17 protein-coding genes are annotated in these 18,371 nt (G+C 69.3%); 11 read left to right on the top strand and 6 right to left on the bottom strand.

Annotated elements, in window-relative coordinates; genetic code table 11:
• Positions 1 to 46: 46 nt before the first annotated feature.
• Positions 47 to 694 (top strand): SatD family protein, encoded by a 648-nt coding sequence (locus AWC19_RS00465; protein ID WP_085076143.1) that lies wholly within the window; start codon positions 47 to 49, stop codon positions 692 to 694.
• The gene (locus AWC19_RS00460; protein ID WP_085076142.1) at positions 691 to 1,431 is read left to right on the top strand and encodes a hypothetical protein; all 741 of its coding nucleotides are present in this window, start codon (positions 691 to 693) and stop codon (positions 1,429 to 1,431) included. Before AWC19_RS00465 ends, AWC19_RS00460 begins: the two co-directional genes overlap by 4 nt.
• A 24-nt stretch (positions 1,432 to 1,455) precedes the next feature.
• On the opposite strand, the gene AWC19_RS00455 is transcribed toward AWC19_RS00460, so the two are convergent.
• The 3 genes from AWC19_RS00455 to kstR2 form a co-directional block, all read right to left on the bottom strand.
• A complete protein-coding gene (locus AWC19_RS00455) occupies positions 1,456 to 2,364 on the bottom strand; it encodes an endonuclease domain-containing protein (protein WP_085076141.1) in 909 nt (302 codons plus the stop codon).
• A 115-nt stretch (positions 2,365 to 2,479) separates the two neighbouring features.
• Positions 2,480 to 3,640: a steroid 3-ketoacyl-CoA thiolase FadA6 gene (gene fadA6, locus AWC19_RS00450; protein WP_085076140.1), complete on the bottom strand. Its 1,161-nt coding sequence runs from the start codon at positions 3,638 to 3,640 to the stop codon at positions 2,480 to 2,482.
• A gap of 4 nt (positions 3,641 to 3,644) precedes the next feature.
• Positions 3,645 to 4,247, bottom strand: coding sequence for a TetR family transcriptional regulator KstR2 (kstR2, locus tag AWC19_RS00445; RefSeq protein ID WP_142280898.1), 603 nt, complete (start codon positions 4,245 to 4,247; stop codon positions 3,645 to 3,647).
• 252 nt (positions 4,248 to 4,499) lie between these two features.
• On the opposite strand from kstR2, the gene AWC19_RS00440 reads away from it, so the two are divergent.
• Together AWC19_RS00440 and AWC19_RS00435 are read left to right on the top strand one after the other, a co-directional pair.
• Entirely contained in the window at positions 4,500 to 6,134 is a 1,635-nt protein-coding gene (locus AWC19_RS00440; protein ID WP_085076138.1) for a PPE family protein, read from the top strand.
• A gap of 202 nt (positions 6,135 to 6,336) precedes the next feature.
• Positions 6,337 to 7,968: a PPE family protein gene (locus AWC19_RS00435; protein WP_085076137.1), complete on the top strand. Its 1,632-nt coding sequence runs from the start codon at positions 6,337 to 6,339 to the stop codon at positions 7,966 to 7,968.
• Positions 7,969 to 7,970: 2 nt separating this feature from the next.
• Here AWC19_RS00435 and ipdF read toward each other — a convergent pair whose 3' ends face one another.
• A complete protein-coding gene (gene ipdF / locus AWC19_RS00430; protein WP_085076136.1) occupies positions 7,971 to 8,759 on the bottom strand; it encodes a (5R,7aS)-5-hydroxy-7a-methyl-1-oxo-2,3,5,6,7,7a-hexahydro-1H-indene-carboxyl-CoA reductase in 789 nt (262 codons plus the stop codon).
• On the bottom strand, positions 8,756 to 9,904 hold the full coding sequence (gene ipdE1, locus AWC19_RS00425) for an acyl-CoA dehydrogenase IpdE1 (RefSeq protein WP_085076135.1): 1,149 nt from the start codon (positions 9,902 to 9,904) through the stop codon (positions 8,756 to 8,758). Before ipdE1 ends, ipdF begins: the two co-directional genes overlap by 4 nt.
• A 105-nt stretch (positions 9,905 to 10,009) precedes the next feature.
• Here ipdE1 and fadD3 point away from each other — a divergent pair, with 105 nt between their 5' ends.
• The 5 genes from fadD3 to AWC19_RS00400 are packed head-to-tail and all read left to right on the top strand — an operon-like array spanning position 10,010 to position 15,724.
• Positions 10,010 to 11,539, top strand: a complete 1,530-nt coding sequence (fadD3, locus tag AWC19_RS00420) for a 3-((3aS,4S,7aS)-7a-methyl-1,5-dioxo-octahydro-1H-inden-4-yl)propanoate--CoA ligase FadD3 (protein WP_085076134.1) — start codon at positions 10,010 to 10,012, stop codon at positions 11,537 to 11,539.
• Positions 11,540 to 12,673, top strand: a complete 1,134-nt coding sequence (locus AWC19_RS00415; protein WP_085076133.1) for an acyl-CoA dehydrogenase family protein — start codon at positions 11,540 to 11,542, stop codon at positions 12,671 to 12,673.
• Entirely contained in the window at positions 12,673 to 13,608 is a 936-nt protein-coding gene (locus AWC19_RS00410) for an acyl-CoA dehydrogenase family protein (RefSeq protein WP_085076132.1), read from the top strand. The genes AWC19_RS00415 and AWC19_RS00410 overlap by 1 nt, the downstream gene beginning before the upstream one ends.
• The gene (ipdE2, locus tag AWC19_RS00405; protein ID WP_142280897.1) at positions 13,605 to 14,561 is read left to right on the top strand and encodes an acyl-CoA dehydrogenase IpdE2; all 957 of its coding nucleotides are present in this window, start codon (positions 13,605 to 13,607) and stop codon (positions 14,559 to 14,561) included. Before AWC19_RS00410 ends, ipdE2 begins: the two co-directional genes overlap by 4 nt.
• Positions 14,558 to 15,724 (top strand): pyridoxal phosphate-dependent aminotransferase, encoded by a 1,167-nt coding sequence (locus AWC19_RS00400; protein ID WP_142280896.1) that lies wholly within the window; start codon positions 14,558 to 14,560, stop codon positions 15,722 to 15,724. Before ipdE2 ends, AWC19_RS00400 begins: the two co-directional genes overlap by 4 nt.
• Here the strand turns inward: AWC19_RS00400 and AWC19_RS00395 are convergent.
• Positions 15,721 to 16,551 carry an arylamine N-acetyltransferase family protein gene (locus AWC19_RS00395; protein WP_085076130.1) on the bottom strand — a complete coding sequence of 277 codons (831 nt, stop codon included), beginning with the start codon at positions 16,549 to 16,551 and terminating at the stop codon, positions 15,721 to 15,723. The genes AWC19_RS00400 and AWC19_RS00395 overlap by 4 nt on opposite strands.
• Before the next feature lie 120 nt (positions 16,552 to 16,671).
• Between AWC19_RS00395 and AWC19_RS00390 the strand changes: the two genes are divergently transcribed.
• Together AWC19_RS00390 and AWC19_RS00385 are read left to right on the top strand one after the other, a co-directional pair.
• On the top strand, positions 16,672 to 17,151 hold the full coding sequence (locus AWC19_RS00390) for a hypothetical protein (protein ID WP_085076129.1): 480 nt from the start codon (positions 16,672 to 16,674) through the stop codon (positions 17,149 to 17,151).
• 410 nt (positions 17,152 to 17,561) lie between these two features.
• Positions 17,562 to 18,371 (top strand): PE family protein (locus AWC19_RS00385; RefSeq protein ID WP_142280895.1); only part of this gene is annotated, 810 nt, incomplete at its 3' end.

Raw genomic sequence — 18,371 nt, 5'->3', positions numbered from 1 at the left:
TTAAGCGTCTTGCTAAATTGCGGTGTAATTAAGCTATAATCTTCATATGCCTAGGGTGAAGGCCAGCCCTTCACTGCGCGCCACACTGATCGGCGACGTGGTGGGCTCCCGGCGCGCCAGCGACCGCGCCGCCCTGCATCGACGCGTCACCACCGCGCTGCGCCAGGTCAGCGACGGCGCCCTCGACCCGCCGGCCTTCACCGTCGGCGACGAATTCCAGGGCAGCTATCCGACCGCGGGCGCCGCCATCGACGCCGCGCTTTCGTTGAGGCTGGCCGTCGCCCCCGAGATCGACGTGCGATTCGGCATCGGTTGGGGTGCCGTCGCCATCCTCGATGCCGACGCGCGAATCCAGGACGGGCCGGGCTGGTGGGCCGCCCGGGAGGCGATCCAGCAGACGGCGGCGGCTCAGCGTCAGCCCGGCCTCGCGCTGGTGCGCACGACGTTTCGCGCGGCCGAGGGCACGCGCGACGACATCGCGGCGGTCAACGCCGCCCTGATTTGTCGGGACCATCTGCTTGGATCGCTCGATGAGAGATCGGTGCGGATTGTGAGGGGTTTGATGGCCGGCCGGGCCAAAAAGGAACTCGCCGCGGGTGAGGGCATCAGCCCGTCGGCGGTGTCGCAGCGGGCGGCTCGCGACGGCCTGGACCTGATTGTCCTTGCCAGCCGATATCTTCGGAGCCTGCCGTGAGCGGCGTCGCGGTGCTGCTGATCGCGCTGGGCGTCGCCGACCTGTGCCGGCGGGCGGTCCGCGCGACGTGGCCGGCGCTGGTGATCGGACCCGTCGTGGTGGCGGTGTGCGCCGCGCTGGCCGGGCTGTGGCACGCCGGGGACATCGCGCTGCTGGTGTTTGCGGCGGCCGCGGCGGTCGGCTGGGAATGGCTATGCCGGCGCAGCGAACTCCGGGGCAAACGGCAAGCCGCGCCCCTGGCCGTCTTCGCGGCCGCGCTGGCGCTGCTGATCGGGCTGTCCGGTTGGTCTTCGGCGGTCCACGGCCTCGTCGCCCGCTGGTCGGGCTGGGTGCAGCTGCCGCTCGGCCACGTCACCCCGACGCGGCTGCTGATGGTCGTCGGTGTGGTGCTGGTGCAGTTCGCCACGGCGAATCAGCTGGTGCGCCTCGTGCTTGGTGCGGTGGGGGCGGTGCGGCCGCTCGGCCAGCCGCAGCCGTCGGACCGGCTCAAGGGCGGCCGGCTGCTAGGCCCGATGGAACGCCTGCTGATCCTGAGTCTCGGCGTCGGTGGGCAGGTGGCCGCGGCCAGCGCCGTCATCGCGGCCAAGGGCATCATCCGGTTTCCCGAATTGAGCGCGCAGAAGAACAGCAATGGCGAGGTCGGCATCGACGAGGTGACCGAGTACTTCCTCGTCGGCAGCTTCGCGAGCTGGCTGCTGGCGCTCGGTGGCATCGCGCTGGTGCTGGCCACCCGATAGCGCCCCTTTGCGCGAGCGTGAAATTCACGACGCGACACGCCGTCGATCCGTCGCGAATTGCACGCTCGGCGCTGCCGCGCGCCACCCCGCGGCTCGCATCGCGGCAACCACTCGGGCGATCAGGGTGCCTCGCCGGTAACGCAGTAGCTCGCTACTCACCCTGACGATCGTCCAGCCCTGCTCGCACAATGCCGCGTGCCGGTCGATGTCACGGTCACGCTGCGCGGGATCCGTCCAGTGCTGCGGCCCGTCGTACTCGATGCCGACCCGCAAATCCCGGTAGCCCATGTCGACGCGGGCGACGAAGTCGCCGTATCCGTCGCACACCGTGATCTGAGTCTGCGGCGCGGGCAGTCCGGCGTCGATCAGCACCAGTCGAGTGCGCGTCTCCTGCGGGGACTCGGCGCCGCCGTCGACCAGCGGCAGCACGCCTCGGAGCCGGGCCAGGCCCCGGACACCGCGATGCTCGGCCATCACGGCCTCGATGTCGGCCACCTTGACGTCGGTGGCGTTGGCCAGCGCGTCGAGCCGTTGCACGGCCTGCAGCCGCGACGCCGTCCAGCGCCCGATGTCGAAAGCCGTACGCGCGGAACTGGTTACCGGCATGCCGTCCACGTCGATCACCTCTCCCGGGCCCAAGCGCTCGGAGTGCACGGAAATACCGGCCGGCGGGCGCCGATTGCCGAATATCAGCTCGGCATCGATCGCGGGGCTCACCCATTTGGCCCCGAGGACCGCCGCCGCCGAGTTGCCGGCGACCACGGCCTTCCGTCGCGACCACAGCCATGCCGCTTCCGCGCGTTGGCGGCCCGTCAGCTCGATACCGGCGGGGCTGTAGACCCCGGGGTAGACCGGCGCGTAGAGCGAGCGCATCACCCGCTCCGGCATTGCTTTGGCCGCCAAAGCCTCACCGCCGAGGAATAGCTCCGTCATGGCGCAGAGGCTGCCAGCCGCCACCGACAACGCCCCGAGTGTGAAATTCACGACGCGACACGCCGTTGACCCGTCGCGGATTTCACTCTCGGCGGGTGGGGAGGCGGTGGCGCGCCTACAGCCGCTCGATGATCGTGACGTTGGCCGTGCCGCCGCCCTCGCACATCGTCTGCAATCCGTACCGGCCGCCGATGCGCTCCAGCTCGTTGAGCATGGTGGTGAACAGCTTGGCCCCGGTCGCGCCGAGCGGGTGCCCCAGCGCGATCGCCCCGCCGTTGGGGTTGACCTTCTCCGGATCGGCCTTGATCTCCTTGAGCCAGGCCAAAACGACGGGCGCGAACGCCTCGTTGATCTCGACGGTGTCGATGTCTTCGATTGAGAGACCGGTCTTTTCGAGCGCGTAGCGGGTGGCCGGGATGGGACCGGTCAGCATGAACACCGGGTCGGCGGCGCGGGCGCTGATGTGGTGGATGCGGGCCCGCGGGGTCAGCTTGTGGTCTTTGACGGCCTGCTCGGAGGCCAGCAGCACCGCGCTGGCGCCGTCGGAGATCTGGCTGGCCATCGCCGCCGTCAGCCGGCCGCCCTCGACCAGCGGCTTGAGGCCGGCCATCTTCTCCAGCGACGACTCGCGCGGCCCCTCGTCGACCCGGAACGGCCCGGATTCCGTTTCCACGGTGATGATTTCGTTGTCGAAGTGACCGGCGCGGATCGCCGCGAACGCGCGCTCGTGGCTGGCGAGCGAGTACTGCTCCATCTCTTCGCGCGACAGATTCCACTTCTCGGCGATCAGCTCCGAGCCGCGGAACTGCGAAATCTCCTGATCGCCGTACCGGTGCAGCCACGATTTGGACTCGTTGGTCGGCGAGGTGAACCCGAATTGCTCCCCGACCGTCATGGCCGACGAGATCGGGATCTGGCTCATGTTCTGCACGCCACCGGCCACGATGAGGTCGGCCGTGCCGGACATGACCGCTTGCGCGCCAAAGGAAATCGCTTGCTGGCTCGAACCGCATTGCCGGTCGACGGTGACACCCGGGACCTCCTCGGGGTAGCCGGCGGCCAGCCACGAGAGCCGGGCGATGTTGCCGGCCTGCGCCCCGATCGCGTCGACGCAACCGGCGATCACGTCGTCGACGGCGGCGGGGTCGACGTCGACCCGATCGAGCAGTCCGCGCCACCCCAGCGCACCGAGGTCGACGGGATGTATCCCGGCCAGCGCGCCGTTGCGCTTGCCGACCGCGGTCCGTACTGCGTCGATGACGTACGCCTCAGACATTGTGTCAGGCTCCTTCTTTGGTAATGCCGCCGAGGACGATGGCGAGATATTGCTGACCGACCTGCTGCGCGGTGAGCGGCCCGCCGGGTTGATACCAGCGCACCGACACCCAGGTGGTGTCACGGATGAATCGGTAGACGAGGTCGACGTTGAGGTCGGGCCGGAAGTAGCCCTCGTCGACGCCCTGGTTGAGCACCTCGACCCACATCTTGCGTTGCTGGCGGTTCATGTCCTCGATGTAGGAAAACCTGGGTTGGGTCAACAACCGCTTGGCCTCGTCCTGATAGATGACGACCTGCGCATGGCGGTCCTCGATCGCCTCGAACGATGCCATAAACAGGCCCTTGAGCCGCTCCAGCGGGTTGGGCTCGCTGTCGATGATTTCGCGGTACCGGGTGAACAGCCAGTCCAAAAAGCTCCGCAGCAGCTCGTCGACCATCTCCTCTTTGGAGGAGAAGTGGTGATACAGGCTGCCGGACAGGATCCCCGCGCCGTCGGCGATGTCGCGCACCGTGGTGGCCCGCAGGCCACGCTCGGCGAACATGGACGCGGCGAGTTCCAGCAACTCGTTCCGCCGGCTGTTCGCCTGACCGGTCACTCGGTCCACCCGGCCAGCGTATCAACCAAGCGCTTGCTCGGCCAGTGAGGCGGCCTCTCGGCGGTTCCAGGTGCAGGCCGCCAGTCCGGCGCCCCCGCGTAAAAGTTGGGGAAATTTCCCGATGTCCCGAGCCCACCAGCCGGTGCACGCTGTCCGCAAGTCCGGATCGCCGGCCGCAGTTCGCCAAACGGCGGCCGAGCGTTCGAGACCGCTAACGTCCCTCGCCGCCGCCTGCGGCCCGGATCTGGGAAAGAAGGCTCCATGAGTTTCATGACGCTGCCACCGGAGATCAACTCGTTGCTGATGTTCTCCGGAGCGGGCTCGAGCCCGTTGCTGGAAGCGGCGGCGGCCTGGGACGGGCTGGCTTCGGAGTTGAGTTCGGCAGCGTCCTCGTTCGGCTCGGTGACCTCGGGGTTGGCGGGTCAGGCGTGGCAGGGGCCGGCGGCTCAGGCGATGACGGCCGCGGCGGCACCGTATACGAAGTGGCTGGATGCGGCCGCGACCCAGGCGGCGGGTGCGGCCCAGCAGGCCCGCGCGGTGGTGAGCGCTTTCGAGGCAGCCCAGGCGGCGACGGTGCAGCCAATCCTGGTGGAGTTCAACCGCAACTCCTTCGTGCAGATGGTCGTGTCGAACTGGTTCGGCCTCAACGCGCCGGCGATCGCCGAGCTGGAAAGCGAGTACGAAGACATGTGGGCCCGAGACGTGTCGGCGATGTCCGGCTACTACTCGGGCGCGTCGTCGGCGGCGGCGCAGTTGGCCCCCGCCCAGGGCCTGCAAGACATCCTGGCCGCGCTGCCCAACATCGGCGTCGGCAACAAGTTCGGCACGGGCAACATCGGCAACGGCAACAAGGGCAGCGGCAACATCGGCAACGGCAACACAGGGAGCGGAAACGTCGGGGGCGGAAACACCGGCAACAACAACGCCGGCAGCGGCAACTTGGGCAGCAACAACTTCGGCTTCGGGAACTTCGGCGCCGGCAACATCGGCCTTGGCAATGACAGCACCAGCTTGACCGCCGGGCGCAACGTCGGCGTGGGCAACACCGGGACCAACAACATCGGTCTGGGCAACACCGGCAGCGGCAACCAGGGCGCGGGCAACACCGGCAACAACAACATCGGGTTTGGCCTGACCGGCAACAACCTGGTCGGCATTGGCAACGCGTACTTTGACCGCACCACCGGTCAGTTCGTCTTCACCGGGCTGAATTCCGGTAGCGGCAACATCGGCTTCGGGAACTCGGGCACCGGCAACATCGGCTTCTTCAACTCCGGCGACGGCAATGTCGGCTTCTTCAGCTCCGGCGTCAACCTGGCCCCGGCCGACGTGGGCAAGATCCAAAGCTTCGGCATCGGAAACTCCGGGGTCGGCAACGTCGGCTTCGGCAATGCCGGCCAGGGGAACTTCGGTTTCGGCAACAGCGGTGCGCTCAATACCGGGTTCGTCAATGCCGGGGCGGAGAACACCGGCTTCGGCAACTCCGGCATCGTGAACACCGGCTCGGAGAACTCCGGCAGCTACAACACCTTCGACGGCAACTCGGGCAACACGAACACGGGCTTGTGGAATTCCGGAAACACCGACACCGGGATCGGAATCACCACCAATAGCGGCGCCGTCAATTCGGGCCTGAACAACGTCGGTAGCGGTGTCTCGGGCTTCAACAACACCGTCACCGGCGCCAATGCCGGTGACGTGTCGGGCTTTTTCAACAAGGCAAGCGGCGGTGCAGACTTCAACGGCGACATTTCCGGCTTCCTCAACACGGGAATCCCCCAGCCGTTCCCGGGATTCCCGACCGGCTTCCTGAGCGGTCTCGACACCGGCTTCCTCAACGCGGGCACCGGCGTGGCCGGGTTCTTGGGCCTCACGCAGCTACTGAGGAACCCGTAGCGTCGCGCCGTGCCCGTCGGCCGAAGCGGATCGTCTTTTCGCCGCAGCGGCGCAAAAAATGCGGAATTTTCCCGATGTATCGAGCCCGCCGGTCGGCGCACGCTGTCGAAAAAGTTGGGATCGGTAGCGCGCCGGACCAGCTTCACTGGCCGCGCGCACGACCCCAACCGGGCGGCGCGCTCACACGTTTAGGAGGTCAGCGATGGCGAACTTTGCGGTGTTGCCACCGGAGATCAATTCGTTGCTGATGTTCAGTGGTGCCGGTTCGGGACCCATGCTGGAGGCGGCCGCGGCGTGGGACGGCCTGGCTTCGGAGTTGGGCTCGGCGGCGTCGTCGTTCTCGGCGGTCACCTCGGGTTTGACCGATCAGGCGTGGCAAGGCGCGGCGTCCCAGGCGATGGCGGCGGCGGCCACACCGTATGCGGGGTGGCTCAGTCAGGCGGCGGCCCAAGCGGCGGGTGCGGCCGGACAGGCGCGCGCGGTCGCCAGTGCGTTCGAGGCCGCGCAGGCGGCGACGGTGCACCCGCTGCTGGTGGAGCTCAACCGCAATTCGTTTGTGCAGATGGTGAGGTCGAACTGGTTCGGGCTCAACGCGCCGGCGATCGCCGAGCTGGAGAGCGAATACGAAACGATGTGGGCCCAGGACGTGTCGGCCATGGTCGGTTACCACGGCGGGGCGTCGGCGGCGGCCGCCGCGCTGACACCGGCGCAGACCCTGCAGGACCTGCTGCAGAACCTCCCCAACTTGGGTGTCGGCAACATCGGGAGCGCCAACCTCGGCGGCGGCAACAAGGGCAGCGGCAACGTCGGCAACGGCAACACCGGCAGCTCCAACCTGGGCGGCGGCAATATTGGCAACAACAACATCGGCAGCGGCAACACCGGCGACCACAACTTCGGTTCCGGAAACATCGGCAACCGCAACATCGGCTTCGGAAACTCGGGCAACCTGGTCAGCTCGAACCCGGGCGGGAACGTCGGCATAGGAAATAACGGCAACAACAACGTCGGCTTCGGCAACAGCGGCAACGGCAACTACGGTGGCGGCAACTTCGGCAATGGGAACATCGGCGGCGGGAACACCGGCAACAACGACATCGGGTTCGGGCTGACCGGCAGCAATCAGATCGGGATCGGCAACAGCTACTTCGACAGGACGACCAACCAATTCCACTTCGGCGGGCTGAACTCCGGCAGCGGCAACATCGGCTTCGGCAACTCCGGCACCGGTAACATCGGCTTCTTCAACTCGGGCAGCGGCAACGTCGGCATGTTCAACACCGGCGCCAACACCCTCAACGTCGGCAATCTCAACGACCTGGGCTTTGGGAACTCGGGCAGCAACAACATCGGCATCGGGAACTCGGGATTCGCGAACAACGGCTTCGGGAACTCGGGCGCTCAGAACACCGGCTTCGGCAATTCGGGCCAGAACAACACGGGCAACTGGAATTCGGGCGCCGTCAACACCGGTGACGGCAATTCGGGCTTCACCAACACCGGCTTTTGGAACTCGGGGGCCACGAACACCGGCGTCGGCGTCACCACCGACTCGGGCATCCCCAACTCGGGCTTCGGCAACGTCGGTGACGACATCTCGGGTTTCTTCAACACGGCCAGCGGCGGATCCTTCAACGGCGAGGTCTCGGGCTTCTTCAACAAGGTCAGCGGCGGGTCGGTCTTCAACTACCAGGTCTCGGGTATCGGGAACAACATCGTCCCGGACCCGAACAACGTCTTCTTGAGCACCGCCGTCGCCGGCTACGCCTCGGGCCTGTTCAACATGATCACCGGCTCGTCCGGCCTGTTCGGCCTCAGCCGGATGTTGCCGTAAGCCTACGGGTGCTGGCTGGAAACCGAAATCACCTCTCCGGTCAGGTAACTCGAGTAGTCGCTGGCCAGAAATGCGATGGTGGCGGCCACCTCCCAGGGCTCGGCGGCGCGGCCGAACGCCTCGCCGGCCGACAGCCGGTCCAGCAGATCGGCCGAGGTGGTCTTGTCCAGAAATTTGTGCCGGGCGATGCTGGGCGAGACGGCGTTGATCCGCACCCCGTACTCGACGGCTTCGATTGCGCTGCAACGGGTTAGGGCCATCACCCCCGCCTTGGCCGCGGCGTAGTGCGACTGCGAGTGCTGCGCGCGCCAACCCAGCACGCTGGCGTTGTTCACGATCACCCCGCCGTGCTTGGCTTCGCGGAAGTACCGCAACGCCGCCCGGGTGGCGCGGAACACCGACGTCAGCGTCACGTCCAGCACCCGGTCCCACTCGTCGTCGGTCATGTCGACCACCGGCGTCTGCCCGCCCAGCCCGGCGTTGTTGACCAGCACGTCGAGGCGGCCCATCCGTGCGGTGGTCGAGTCGATCAGGGCGTCCACCTGGGCGGTGGACGTCACGTCGCACACCACCTTCTCGATTCGGCCCAGACCGAGCACGCTCAGCTGGTCGGCGGTCTCGCCCAGCCGCCGCTCGTGATGGTCGGAGATGACGACGTCGGCGCCCTCGGCCAAAGCGCGCCGGGCGGTGGCCGACCCGATGCCGGTGCCCGCCGCTGCGGTCACCACGACCACCTTTCCCTCCAGAAGGCCGTGTCCGGCAATCTCTTTCGGCGCTTCGGAGAGCGTCATCCCTTAACCTCTCGCGGTAGGCCGAGCACCCGCTCGGCGATGATGTTGCGCTGGATCTCGTTGGATCCGCCGTAGATGGTGTCGGCGCGGGTGAACAGGAACAGCCGTTGCCATTCGTCGAACTCGCCGTCGGCCATGGTCATGCCGGACCTGCCGCGCACGTCCATGGCCAGCTCGCCCAGATCGCGATGCCAGTTGGCCCACAACAACTTCGACACGTTGTCCTGCCCGGGCTGCTCGGCGTCCATAGTGGCCAGGGCGTACGACCGCATGGCCCGCAGCCCGGTCCAGGCCCGAGCCAGCCGCTCCCGGATGAGCGGGTCCTCGGCGGCGCCGTTGCGCCGCGCCAGCTCGGCCAAGTTGGAAAGCTCTCGGGCGTAACGGATCTGCTGCCCGAGCGTCGAGACCCCGCGCTCGAACGTCAGGGTGCCCATCGCCACCCGCCAGCCGTCACCCGGCCGGCCGACCACCATCGACGCGTCGGTGCGGGCGTCGTCGAAAAACACCTCGTTGAATTCGGCGGTCCCGGTGATCTGGACGATCGGGCGGATCTGCACGCCCGGCTGATCCAGCGGCACCAGCAGATAGGACAATCCCGCGTGCCGCTTCGACCCTTTTTCGGTGCGCGCCACCACAAAGCACCACTGCGACAGGTGCGCCAGCGACGTCCACACCTTCTGGCCGTTGATCACCCATTGGTCGCCGTCGAGTTCGGCGGTGGTCGACACGTTCGCCAGGTCGCTGCCGGCACCCGGCTCGGAGTACCCCTGGCACCACAGCTCGGTGACGTCGAGGATGCGCGGCAGGAAGCGCTGCTGCTGTTCGGCAGTGCCGAACGCGATCAGCGTCGGGCCGAGCAGCTCCTCGCCGAAGTGGTTGACCTTGTCCGGCGCGTCGGCACGGGCGTACTCCTCGTAGAAGGCCACCCGGTGCGCGGTGGAAAGCCCGCGGCCGCCGTGCTCGACCGGCCAACCCAGGCACGTCAGTCCCGCCGCCGCCAGGTGCTGGTTCCAGGCGCGGCGTTCCTCGAACGCCTCGTGCTCGCGCCCCGGACCGCCGAGGCCCTTGAGCGCGGCGAATTCGCCGACCAGGTTGTCGGCGAGCCACTCGCGGACCTCCGCCCGGAACTCCTCGACGCCCTGCATGCCCTGTAGGCTAACCTACCAAGCACTTGCTTTGTAGCGCGGTGACGACGCGCGCGGGCGGAGCCGCGCGAGGAGGAGCCGGGCGATCAGGCTAGGAAGGCAACGATGACCGGCGATCCCCGCACCGTGCCCGCGGCGCTGGATCGTCTGGCGGCCCAGCTCCCCGACCACCCCGCGCTCGTCACCGACGACCGCACGTTCACCGCCGCCCAGCTGCGCGACGAGGTGCACCGCGCGGCGGCGGCGCTCATCGCGCTCGGCGTGCAGCCGAAAGACCGGGTGGCCATCTGGTCGCCCAACACCTGGCACTGGGTGGTGGCCTGCCTGGCCATCCACCATGCCGGCGCCGCCATGGTGCCGCTGAACACCCGCTACACGGCCGGCGAAGCCGGTGACCTCCTGGCGCGCACGCATGCGCCGGTGCTCTTCGCGATGGGCCGTTTCCTCGGCAGCGACCGGGTGGCCGACCTAAACCGCCCGGGCCCTCCAGCGTTGCCGGCCCTGCGCCACATCGTGCGGATCCCGATCGAGGCCGACGACGGGACGTGGGACGACTTCGTCGCGCGCGGCACCGACCTGCAGGCGGTCGCCGAGCGCGCCGCGGGCGTCGGCCCCGACGACGTCAGCGACATCCTGTTCACCTCCGGCACCACCGGCCGCAGCAAAGGCGTGCTGTGCGCGCACCGGCAGTCGCTGTCGGCGTCGGCGTCGTGGGCCGCCAACGGCAAGATCACCGCCGACGACCGCTACCTGTGCATCAACCCGTTCTTCCACAATTTCGGCTACAAGGCCGGCATTTTGGCCTGCCTGCAGACCGGGGCGACGTTGATCCCGCATTTGACCTTCGACCCGCTGCGCACGTTGCAGGCGATCGAGCAGCACCGCATCACCGTGCTGCCCGGGCCGCCGACGATCTACCAGACCCTGCTGGACCACCCGGCCCGCCGCGACTACGACCTGAGCTCGCTGCGGTTCGCCGTCACCGGCGCGGCCACCGTGCCGGTGGTGCTGGTGGAGCGCATGCAGGCCGAGCTGGACATCGACATCGTGCTGACCGCCTACGGGCTGACCGAGGCCAACGGCATGGGAACGATGTGCCGCGCCGACGACGACGCGGTCACGGTCGCCACCACCTGCGGGCGGCCGTTCGCCGACTTCGAATTGCGCATCGACGACACGGGTGAGGTGCTGCTGCGCGGACCGAACGTGATGCTGGGGTACCTCGACGACCCGCAGGCCACCGCCGCCGCCGTCGACGCCGACGGCTGGCTGCACACCGGCGACATCGGCGCCGTCGACGAGGCCGGCAACCTGCGCATCACCGATCGGCTCAAGGACATGTACATCTGCGGCGGCTTCAACGTCTACCCCGCCGAGGTCGAGCAGGTGCTGGCCCGGATGGAGGGCGTGGCCGACGTCGCGGTGATCGGGGTGCCCGACGAGCGGCTGGGCGAGGTCGGCCGCGCCTTCGTGGTGGCCCGCCCCGGCGCCGAACTCGACGAGCAATCCGTGATCGCCTACAGCCGTGCGCACTTGGCGAACTTCAAGGCGCCGCGGTCCGTGCGGTTCGTCGACGCGTTGCCGCGCAATGCCGGCGGCAAGGTGGTCAAACCACAACTGCGAGAGCAGGGCTGAATGGATCTGGAACTAGACGAGGACACCCTGGCCTTCCAAGCCGAGGTCCGCGAATTCCTCGAAGCGAACGCCGAGTCGATCCCGACGAAGTCCTACGACAACGCCGAAGGCTTTGCCCAGCACCGGCATTGGGACCGGGTGCTGTTCGACGCCGGCCTGTCGGTGATCACCTGGCCGAAAAAGTACGGGGGCCGCGACGCGCCGCTGCTGCACTGGGTGGTGTTCGAGGAGGAGTATTTCCGCGCCGGGGCGCCGGGGCGGGCCAGCGCCAACGGCACCTCCATGCTCGCGCCAACGCTGTTCGCGCACGGCACCGAGGAGCAGCGGGACCGGATCCTGCCGAAAATGGCCAGCGGCGAACAAATTTGGGCGCAGGCGTGGTCGGAGCCCGAATCGGGCAGCGACCTGGCGTCGCTGCGCTCCACCGCGACCAAGACCGACGGCGGCTGGCTGCTCAACGGCCAGAAGATCTGGAGCTCGCGGGCTCCGTTCGCCGAGATGGGCTTCGGCCTGTTCCGCTCCGACCCCGCCGCCGAGCGGCACCACGGCCTGACCTACCTGATGTTCGACCTGAAAGCCGACGGCGTCACCGTGCGGCCCATCGTCCAGCTGAGCGGCGACACCGGCTTCGGCGAAATCTTTCTCGACGACGTCTTCGTACCCGACCGGGACGTCATCGGCACCCCCAACGACGGTTGGCGCGCGGCCATGAGCACGTCGAGCAACGAGCGCGGCATGTCGCTGCGCAGCCCGGCGCGATTCCTTTCCGCCGCCGAGCGGCTGGTACGGCTGTGGAAGGACCGCGGCTCCCCCGCGGAATTCGCCGACCGCGTCGCCGACGCATGGATCAAGGCGCAGGCCTACCGGCTGCAGACGTTCGGCACGGTGACCCGGCTGGCGGCCGGGGGCGAGCTCGGCGCGGAGTCGTCGGTGACCAAGGTGTTCTGGTCCGACCTGGACGTGGCGATACATCAGACCGCCCTGGACCTCATGGGCGCCGACGCGGAACTGGCCGGCCCCTGGACCGAAGGCCTGCTGTTCGCCCTGGGCGGCCCGATCTACGCCGGCACCAACGAGATTCAGCGCAACATCATCTCGGAGCGGTTGCTGGGACTGCCGAGGGAGAAGCGATAGTGCGATTCGAGTTGGACGAACAGCAGCGCGACTTCGCCTCAAGCATCGACGCGGCACTGGGTGCGGCGAACCTGCCCGGCGCGGTGCGCGCGTGGGCCGCGGGCGACCTCGCGCCAGGCCGCAAGGTGTGGGCACAGCTGGCAGACCTCGGCGTCACCGCGCTGGCCGTGCCGGAGAAGTTCGACGGCATCCAGGCGCACCCGGTGGACCTGGTGGTCGCCCTCGAGCGCCTGGGCCGTTGGTGCGTGCCGGGGCCGGTGGCCGAATCCATCGCCGTGGCACCGGTTTTGCTCGCCGACGACGAACGCTGCGCGGGCCTGGCCTCCGGTGAGCTGATCGCCACGGTCGCGCACCCGCCGCGGGTGCCGCGCGCCGTCGACGCCGACGCCGCCGGGCTGGTGCTGCTGGCCACCGAAGACGGCGCCACGGTAGCCGAGCCGGGCGACAAGCACCCGTCCGTCGACCCCAGCCGCCGCCTCTACGACGTGACCGCCGCCTGCGACGGCTGGCAGGCCGACACCCGGCGCGCCTTCGAGGTCGGCGCCCTGGCCACCGCGGCGCAGCTGGTCGGCGCCGCGCAGGCGCTGCTGGATACGGCCGTCGACTACGCCAAGCAGCGCAGCCAATTCGGCCGGGTGATCGGCTCGTACCAGTCGATCAAGCACAAGCTCGCCGACGTGCACATCGCGGTCGAGCTAACCCGCCCGCTGGTGTACGGCGCCGCGCTGACGCTGGATGCCCGCGACGTCGGCGCCGCCAAGGCCGCGGCGTCCGAGGCGGGCCTGCTCGCCGCGCGGGCCGCGTTGCAGACCCACGGCGCGATCGGGTTCACCCAGGAGCACGACCTGTCGCTGTGGCTGCTTCGCGTGCAGGCATTGCGCTCGGCGTGGGGCACGCCCGAGGAGCACCGGCGCAGGGTGCTGGAGGCGCTATGAGCGTGAGCAAAGAACGGCAATTGCTGCGGGAAACCGTGGCCAGCCTGGTAACCAAGCACGCCGACCCGGCGGCCGTGCGCGCCGCGATGGAGTCCGACCGCGGGTACGACGAGTCGCTGTGGCAGCTGCTGTGTGAGCAGGTCGGCGCGGCCGCGCTGGTGATCCCCGAGGAGCTGGGCGGCGCCGGCGGCGAATTGGCCGACGCCGCAACCGTTTTGCAGGAATTGGGGCGAAACCTGGTGCCCTCTCCGCTGCTGGGCACCACGCTGGCCGAGCTGGCGCTGCTGGCCGCGCCCGAGCCGGACGCCGAGACGCTGGAGGGGCTCGCCGAGGGCCGTTCGATCGGCGCGCTGGTCCTCGACGCCGACTATGTCGTCAACGGCGACTGCGCCGACGTCGTCGTCGCGGCCACAAACGGCGAGCTGAGCCGGTGGACCGCGTTCGGCGCGCAGCCCGTCGCCACCATGGACCCCACCCGCCGCCTGGCCCGGGTGAAACCCGAAGAGACCCAGGCGATCGGCCCCGACCCGGGCCTTGCGGACACCGCGGCGATCCTGCTGGCGGCCGAGCAGATCGGCGCCGCGGAACGCTGTCTGGAGCTGACCGTCGAATACACCAAGAGCCGCGTGCAATTCGGCCGCCCCATCGGCAGCTTCCAGGCGCTCAAGCACCGAATGGCCGACCTGTATGTCAGCGTCGCCGCGGCCAAGGCCGTGGTGTCCGACGCCTGCGAGGACCCCAACCCCACCAACGCCGCCACCGCGCGCCTGGCGGCCACCGAGGCGCTCAGTAAGGTGGCGGCCGAGGGCATCCAGCTGCACGGCGGCATCGCGATCACCTGGGAACACGACATGCACCTGTACTTCAAGCGCGCCCACGGCAGCGCGCATCTCCTCGACTCGCCGCGAGAGCTGTTGCGCCGACTCGAAGTCGAGGTGCTCCCCGCGCCGTGAACGCCTCCGTCGCCCTGCGCGCCGGCATCCCGCCCTTCTATGTGATGGATGTCTGGCTGGCCGCCGCGGAGCGCCAGCGCAGCCACGGCGACCTGGTGAACCTGTCGGCCGGCCAGCCCAGCGTGGGCGCGCCGGAGCCGGTGCGGGCGGCCGCGGCGTCGGCGCTGCATCTCAACCAGCTGGGCTACACCGTGGCGCTGGGCATCCCCGAGCTGCGCGCGGCGATCGCGGCGGATTACCGACGCAAACACGGAATAGACGTCGAGCCCGACGCGGTCGTCGTGACCACGGGCTCCTCCGGAGGCTTCCTGCTCGCCTTCCTGGCCTGCTTCGACGTGGGCGACCGGGTGGCATTGGCCAGCCCCGGCTACCCCTGTTACCGAAACATCCTGTCCGCCTTGGGATGTGAGGTAGTGGACATCGCGTGCGGTGCGGAGACCCGGTTCCAGCCCACCGCCCAGATGCTCGCCGAGCTCGACCCGCCGGTGCGCGGCGTCATCGTCGCCAGCCCGGCCAATCCCACCGGGACGGTCATCCCGCCACAGGAGCTGACCGCGATCGCGTCCTGGTGCGACGGCGCCGGGGCGCGCCTGATCAGCGACGAGGTGTACCACGGCCTGGTCTACGAGGGGGCGCCCCAAACCAGCTGCGCGTGGCAAACCTCGCGAAACGCGGTGGTGGTCAACAGCTTTTCCAAGTACTACGCGATGACGGGCTGGCGGCTGGGCTGGCTGCTGGTACCGACGGAGCTGCGCCGCGCGGTGGATTGCCTGACCGGGAACTTCACCATCTGCCCGCCGGTGCTGTCGCAGCTCGCCGCGGTGGCGGCGTTCACCCCGGAGGCGACCGCCGAGGCCGACGGGAATCTGCGGCACTATTCGGTCAACCGCTCGCTGCTGCTCGACGGCCTGCGCGGGATCGGCATCGAGCGCCTCGCACCGACCGACGGCGCGTTCTACGTGTACGCCGACGTCTCGGAGTTCACCGACGACTCGCTCGGGTTTTGTTCGAAGCTGTTGGCCGACACTGGAGTTGCCATCGCACCGGGCATCGACTTCGACACTGCGCGCGGCAATTCGTTCGTCCGGCTGTCGTTCGCCGGGCCGACGAGCGACATCGAGGAGGCCCTGCGGCGCATGGGCCCGTGGCTGGCGGGCCGCTAAGCGTCCAGGATCTTGTCGATGCTGGCCTCCAGCGCGCCACGCGGGCCGGCGTCGCCCACGTTGATGCCGAACCGGTCGGTGAGCGTGTCGACGACGGCCGCCGCGTCGTGCAGCCGGATCTTTTCGCTGCCCTCGGCGCGGTGCACGCTCAGCTCGCGGCCGGCGAGATTCATCCGGGCGCCGTCGATCACCCGCGCGGCCATCAGGCTGGTCACAAAATGTGACGAGGGGTGGGTCGAGACGAACCAGCTACCCACCTTCAGGTCGATGTCGGGTGCGGTCCGCGTGCCGAACTCGTAGAGCGGCGTCCACTCGCCGCGGAGCTGCGCCTGCAGCACCAGCCCGTCACGGCGGTCCTCGAGCCGGTACGGCTCGAGCGTGGTCCTTTGGATGCTGCCGGTTTCGATGCGCAGCGGAGAGGGCGGTGTCTGCCCGCCGAAACCCACGTCGACCAGGTACGGGCCTTGCGAGCCCGGGAACGTGACCGCGAGCACGGTGTGCGTCCGAGCCGGAAGCGGCGCGTCGGGCGGGGCCATCCAGATCACCCGACCGGCCAGGCGGCGCACCCGGAAGCCGATCGCGCCGAGCACGTGGCCGATCAGCCCGTTCTGTTCGTAGCAGTAGCCGCCCCGGCCGCGGCGGACCAGCTTGTCGGCGAGGGCCTCGGGACCCAGGTCGTCGATCGGCACTCCCATCAGCGGATCGAGGTTCTCGAACGGAATCGCCTGCGTGTGGGCGGCCACCAGGCCGTTTAGCACCTCGAGGGTCGGCTCGGCGGCCCCGCGGTAGCCGATGCGGTCGAAGTATCCGTCCACGTCCAGCGTCATACGGCCATTCTGGGCGGGCCGCTGGGGCAACGCACCCCGCGCTGTTTCATATCTGTCGAATATGGGGAACCGGTTAGGGGCGTGCGCCAGCACGCACAACCCCGAACGACGGAGCCCATCATGAGCACCAGCACTATTTGGATCGTCGTCGCCGTGGCCGTGGCAGCCGTGGTGCTTGTCGCGGTCCTGCTGGCCGCCAGCCGAGCGGCGCGTCGCCGCCGCCAACGGCAGGCCGAGCAGATCCGCGAGCAGGCCGCGGTGGAGTCGGCCCGGGTGGAACGGCGTCAGGCGCTGGCCGACGAGACGGCCGCCAAGGCCCGCGCGGCGCGGGCCGAGGCCGAAGCCAAGGCCGCCGAAGCCGCCAGGCTGCAGGAACGCGCCGCGGCGCATCACAGCGAAGTGGCGGATTCGCGCGAGCAAGTGCGGGAACGGATGCAGCACGCCGACCGCATCGACCCGACGACCCAGGCGCGCGAAGCAACCGGGGGCCCCGAACGGGGGCGCGACGAGGCCTGGAGCCAAGAGACACCCGTCAGGCACGACGACGTGCAGACCGACAACCTCCGCGACGCCGGCGATCACCGGGCGCCGTCCAGCTGAGTCGGGCCGGCCGACACCCGGCGGCCCGCCCCCTCAGCGGGCCACCGGGAGGACCGGTCACGTCAGGCGAGTTGTAGGGCTTCCGCTCGGCACCGGCGGGCGATCTGCTGCTCGCGCGCGTACCGCATGCCGTAGCCGAACCCGTTCTCCCCCACCGTCGTTCCGGCCGACACCGCCATCTGCCGCGGCGCCGCGGCGGCGACGACGCCCCAGGGGCCGGCGCAGCTCGCCGGCGTAGCGGACGCGCTTGGCGGCCTTGCGCCTTATGCGGCAGCGTCGTGGCTTGGGCCGGCGCGCGGTGCGTGTCGCGAGTGGATCGCCATCCCACGAATTCTGCGCGTCGTCAACTATGACCGGCGTACACTTTCATTCTCTCGGGCAGTTCGGCATGCCTTAAGAGGAGGACAACCATGTCCTATGTGATGGCGGCGCCGGAGGCGCTGACGAGCGCGGCCACGGACCTGGCGGGTGTCGGCTCGGCGCTCGCCGCGGCCAATCGCGCCGCGGCGACCCAGACCACGGGACTGGTGGCCGCGGCCGAGGACGAGGTGTCGGCGGCGATAGCCGCGGTGTTTTCCGGCCACGCGGCGAACTATCAGGCGGTCAGCGCACAGGTGGCCGGGTTTCACGACCAGTTTGTCCAGGCCCTGACCGCTGCCGGGCGGTCGTACGCGGCCGCCGAGACGGCCGGCGCCTCGGAGTTGCAAGGCGTCGGACAAGACGCGCTCGCGGCGATCAACGCACAAACCGAGGCGCTCTTGGGGCGCCCACTGATCGGCAACGGCGCCGACGGCACCGCCGCGAACCCCAACGGGCAGGCCGGTGGGTTGCTGTACGGCAACGGCGGCAACGGCTTCAACAGCACCACCAACGGAGTCGCCGGGGGCGCCGGCGGGAGCGCCGGCCTCTGGGGTAACGGCGGGTTGGGCGGCGCCGGCGGGCCGGGCGCGGCCGGCGGCGCCGGCGGGAACGGCGGGTGGCTGTTCGGCAATGGCGCGGCCGGCGGCCACGGTGGGGCGGGCGTAGCGAGCCTTGGCAGCGGTACCAACGGCGGCACCGTTGCCCCCCTGGCCTCCGGCACCGGCCGGGCCGTACAGCCATCCGCCGTTGCCGCCATCACCGCCTGCACCGCCGCTGCCGCCGACCGCGCCGCTGGTGCCGGTGGAGGCGGTGCCCATGCCGCCCATCCCGCCGGCCCCGCCGCTGCCCCACAGCCCTGT

It is taken from the genome of Mycobacterium palustre (assembly GCF_002101785.1).
Classification (GTDB): domain Bacteria; phylum Actinomycetota; class Actinomycetes; order Mycobacteriales; family Mycobacteriaceae; genus Mycobacterium; species Mycobacterium palustre.
This window is presented reverse-complemented; position numbering and strand designations above follow the sequence as displayed.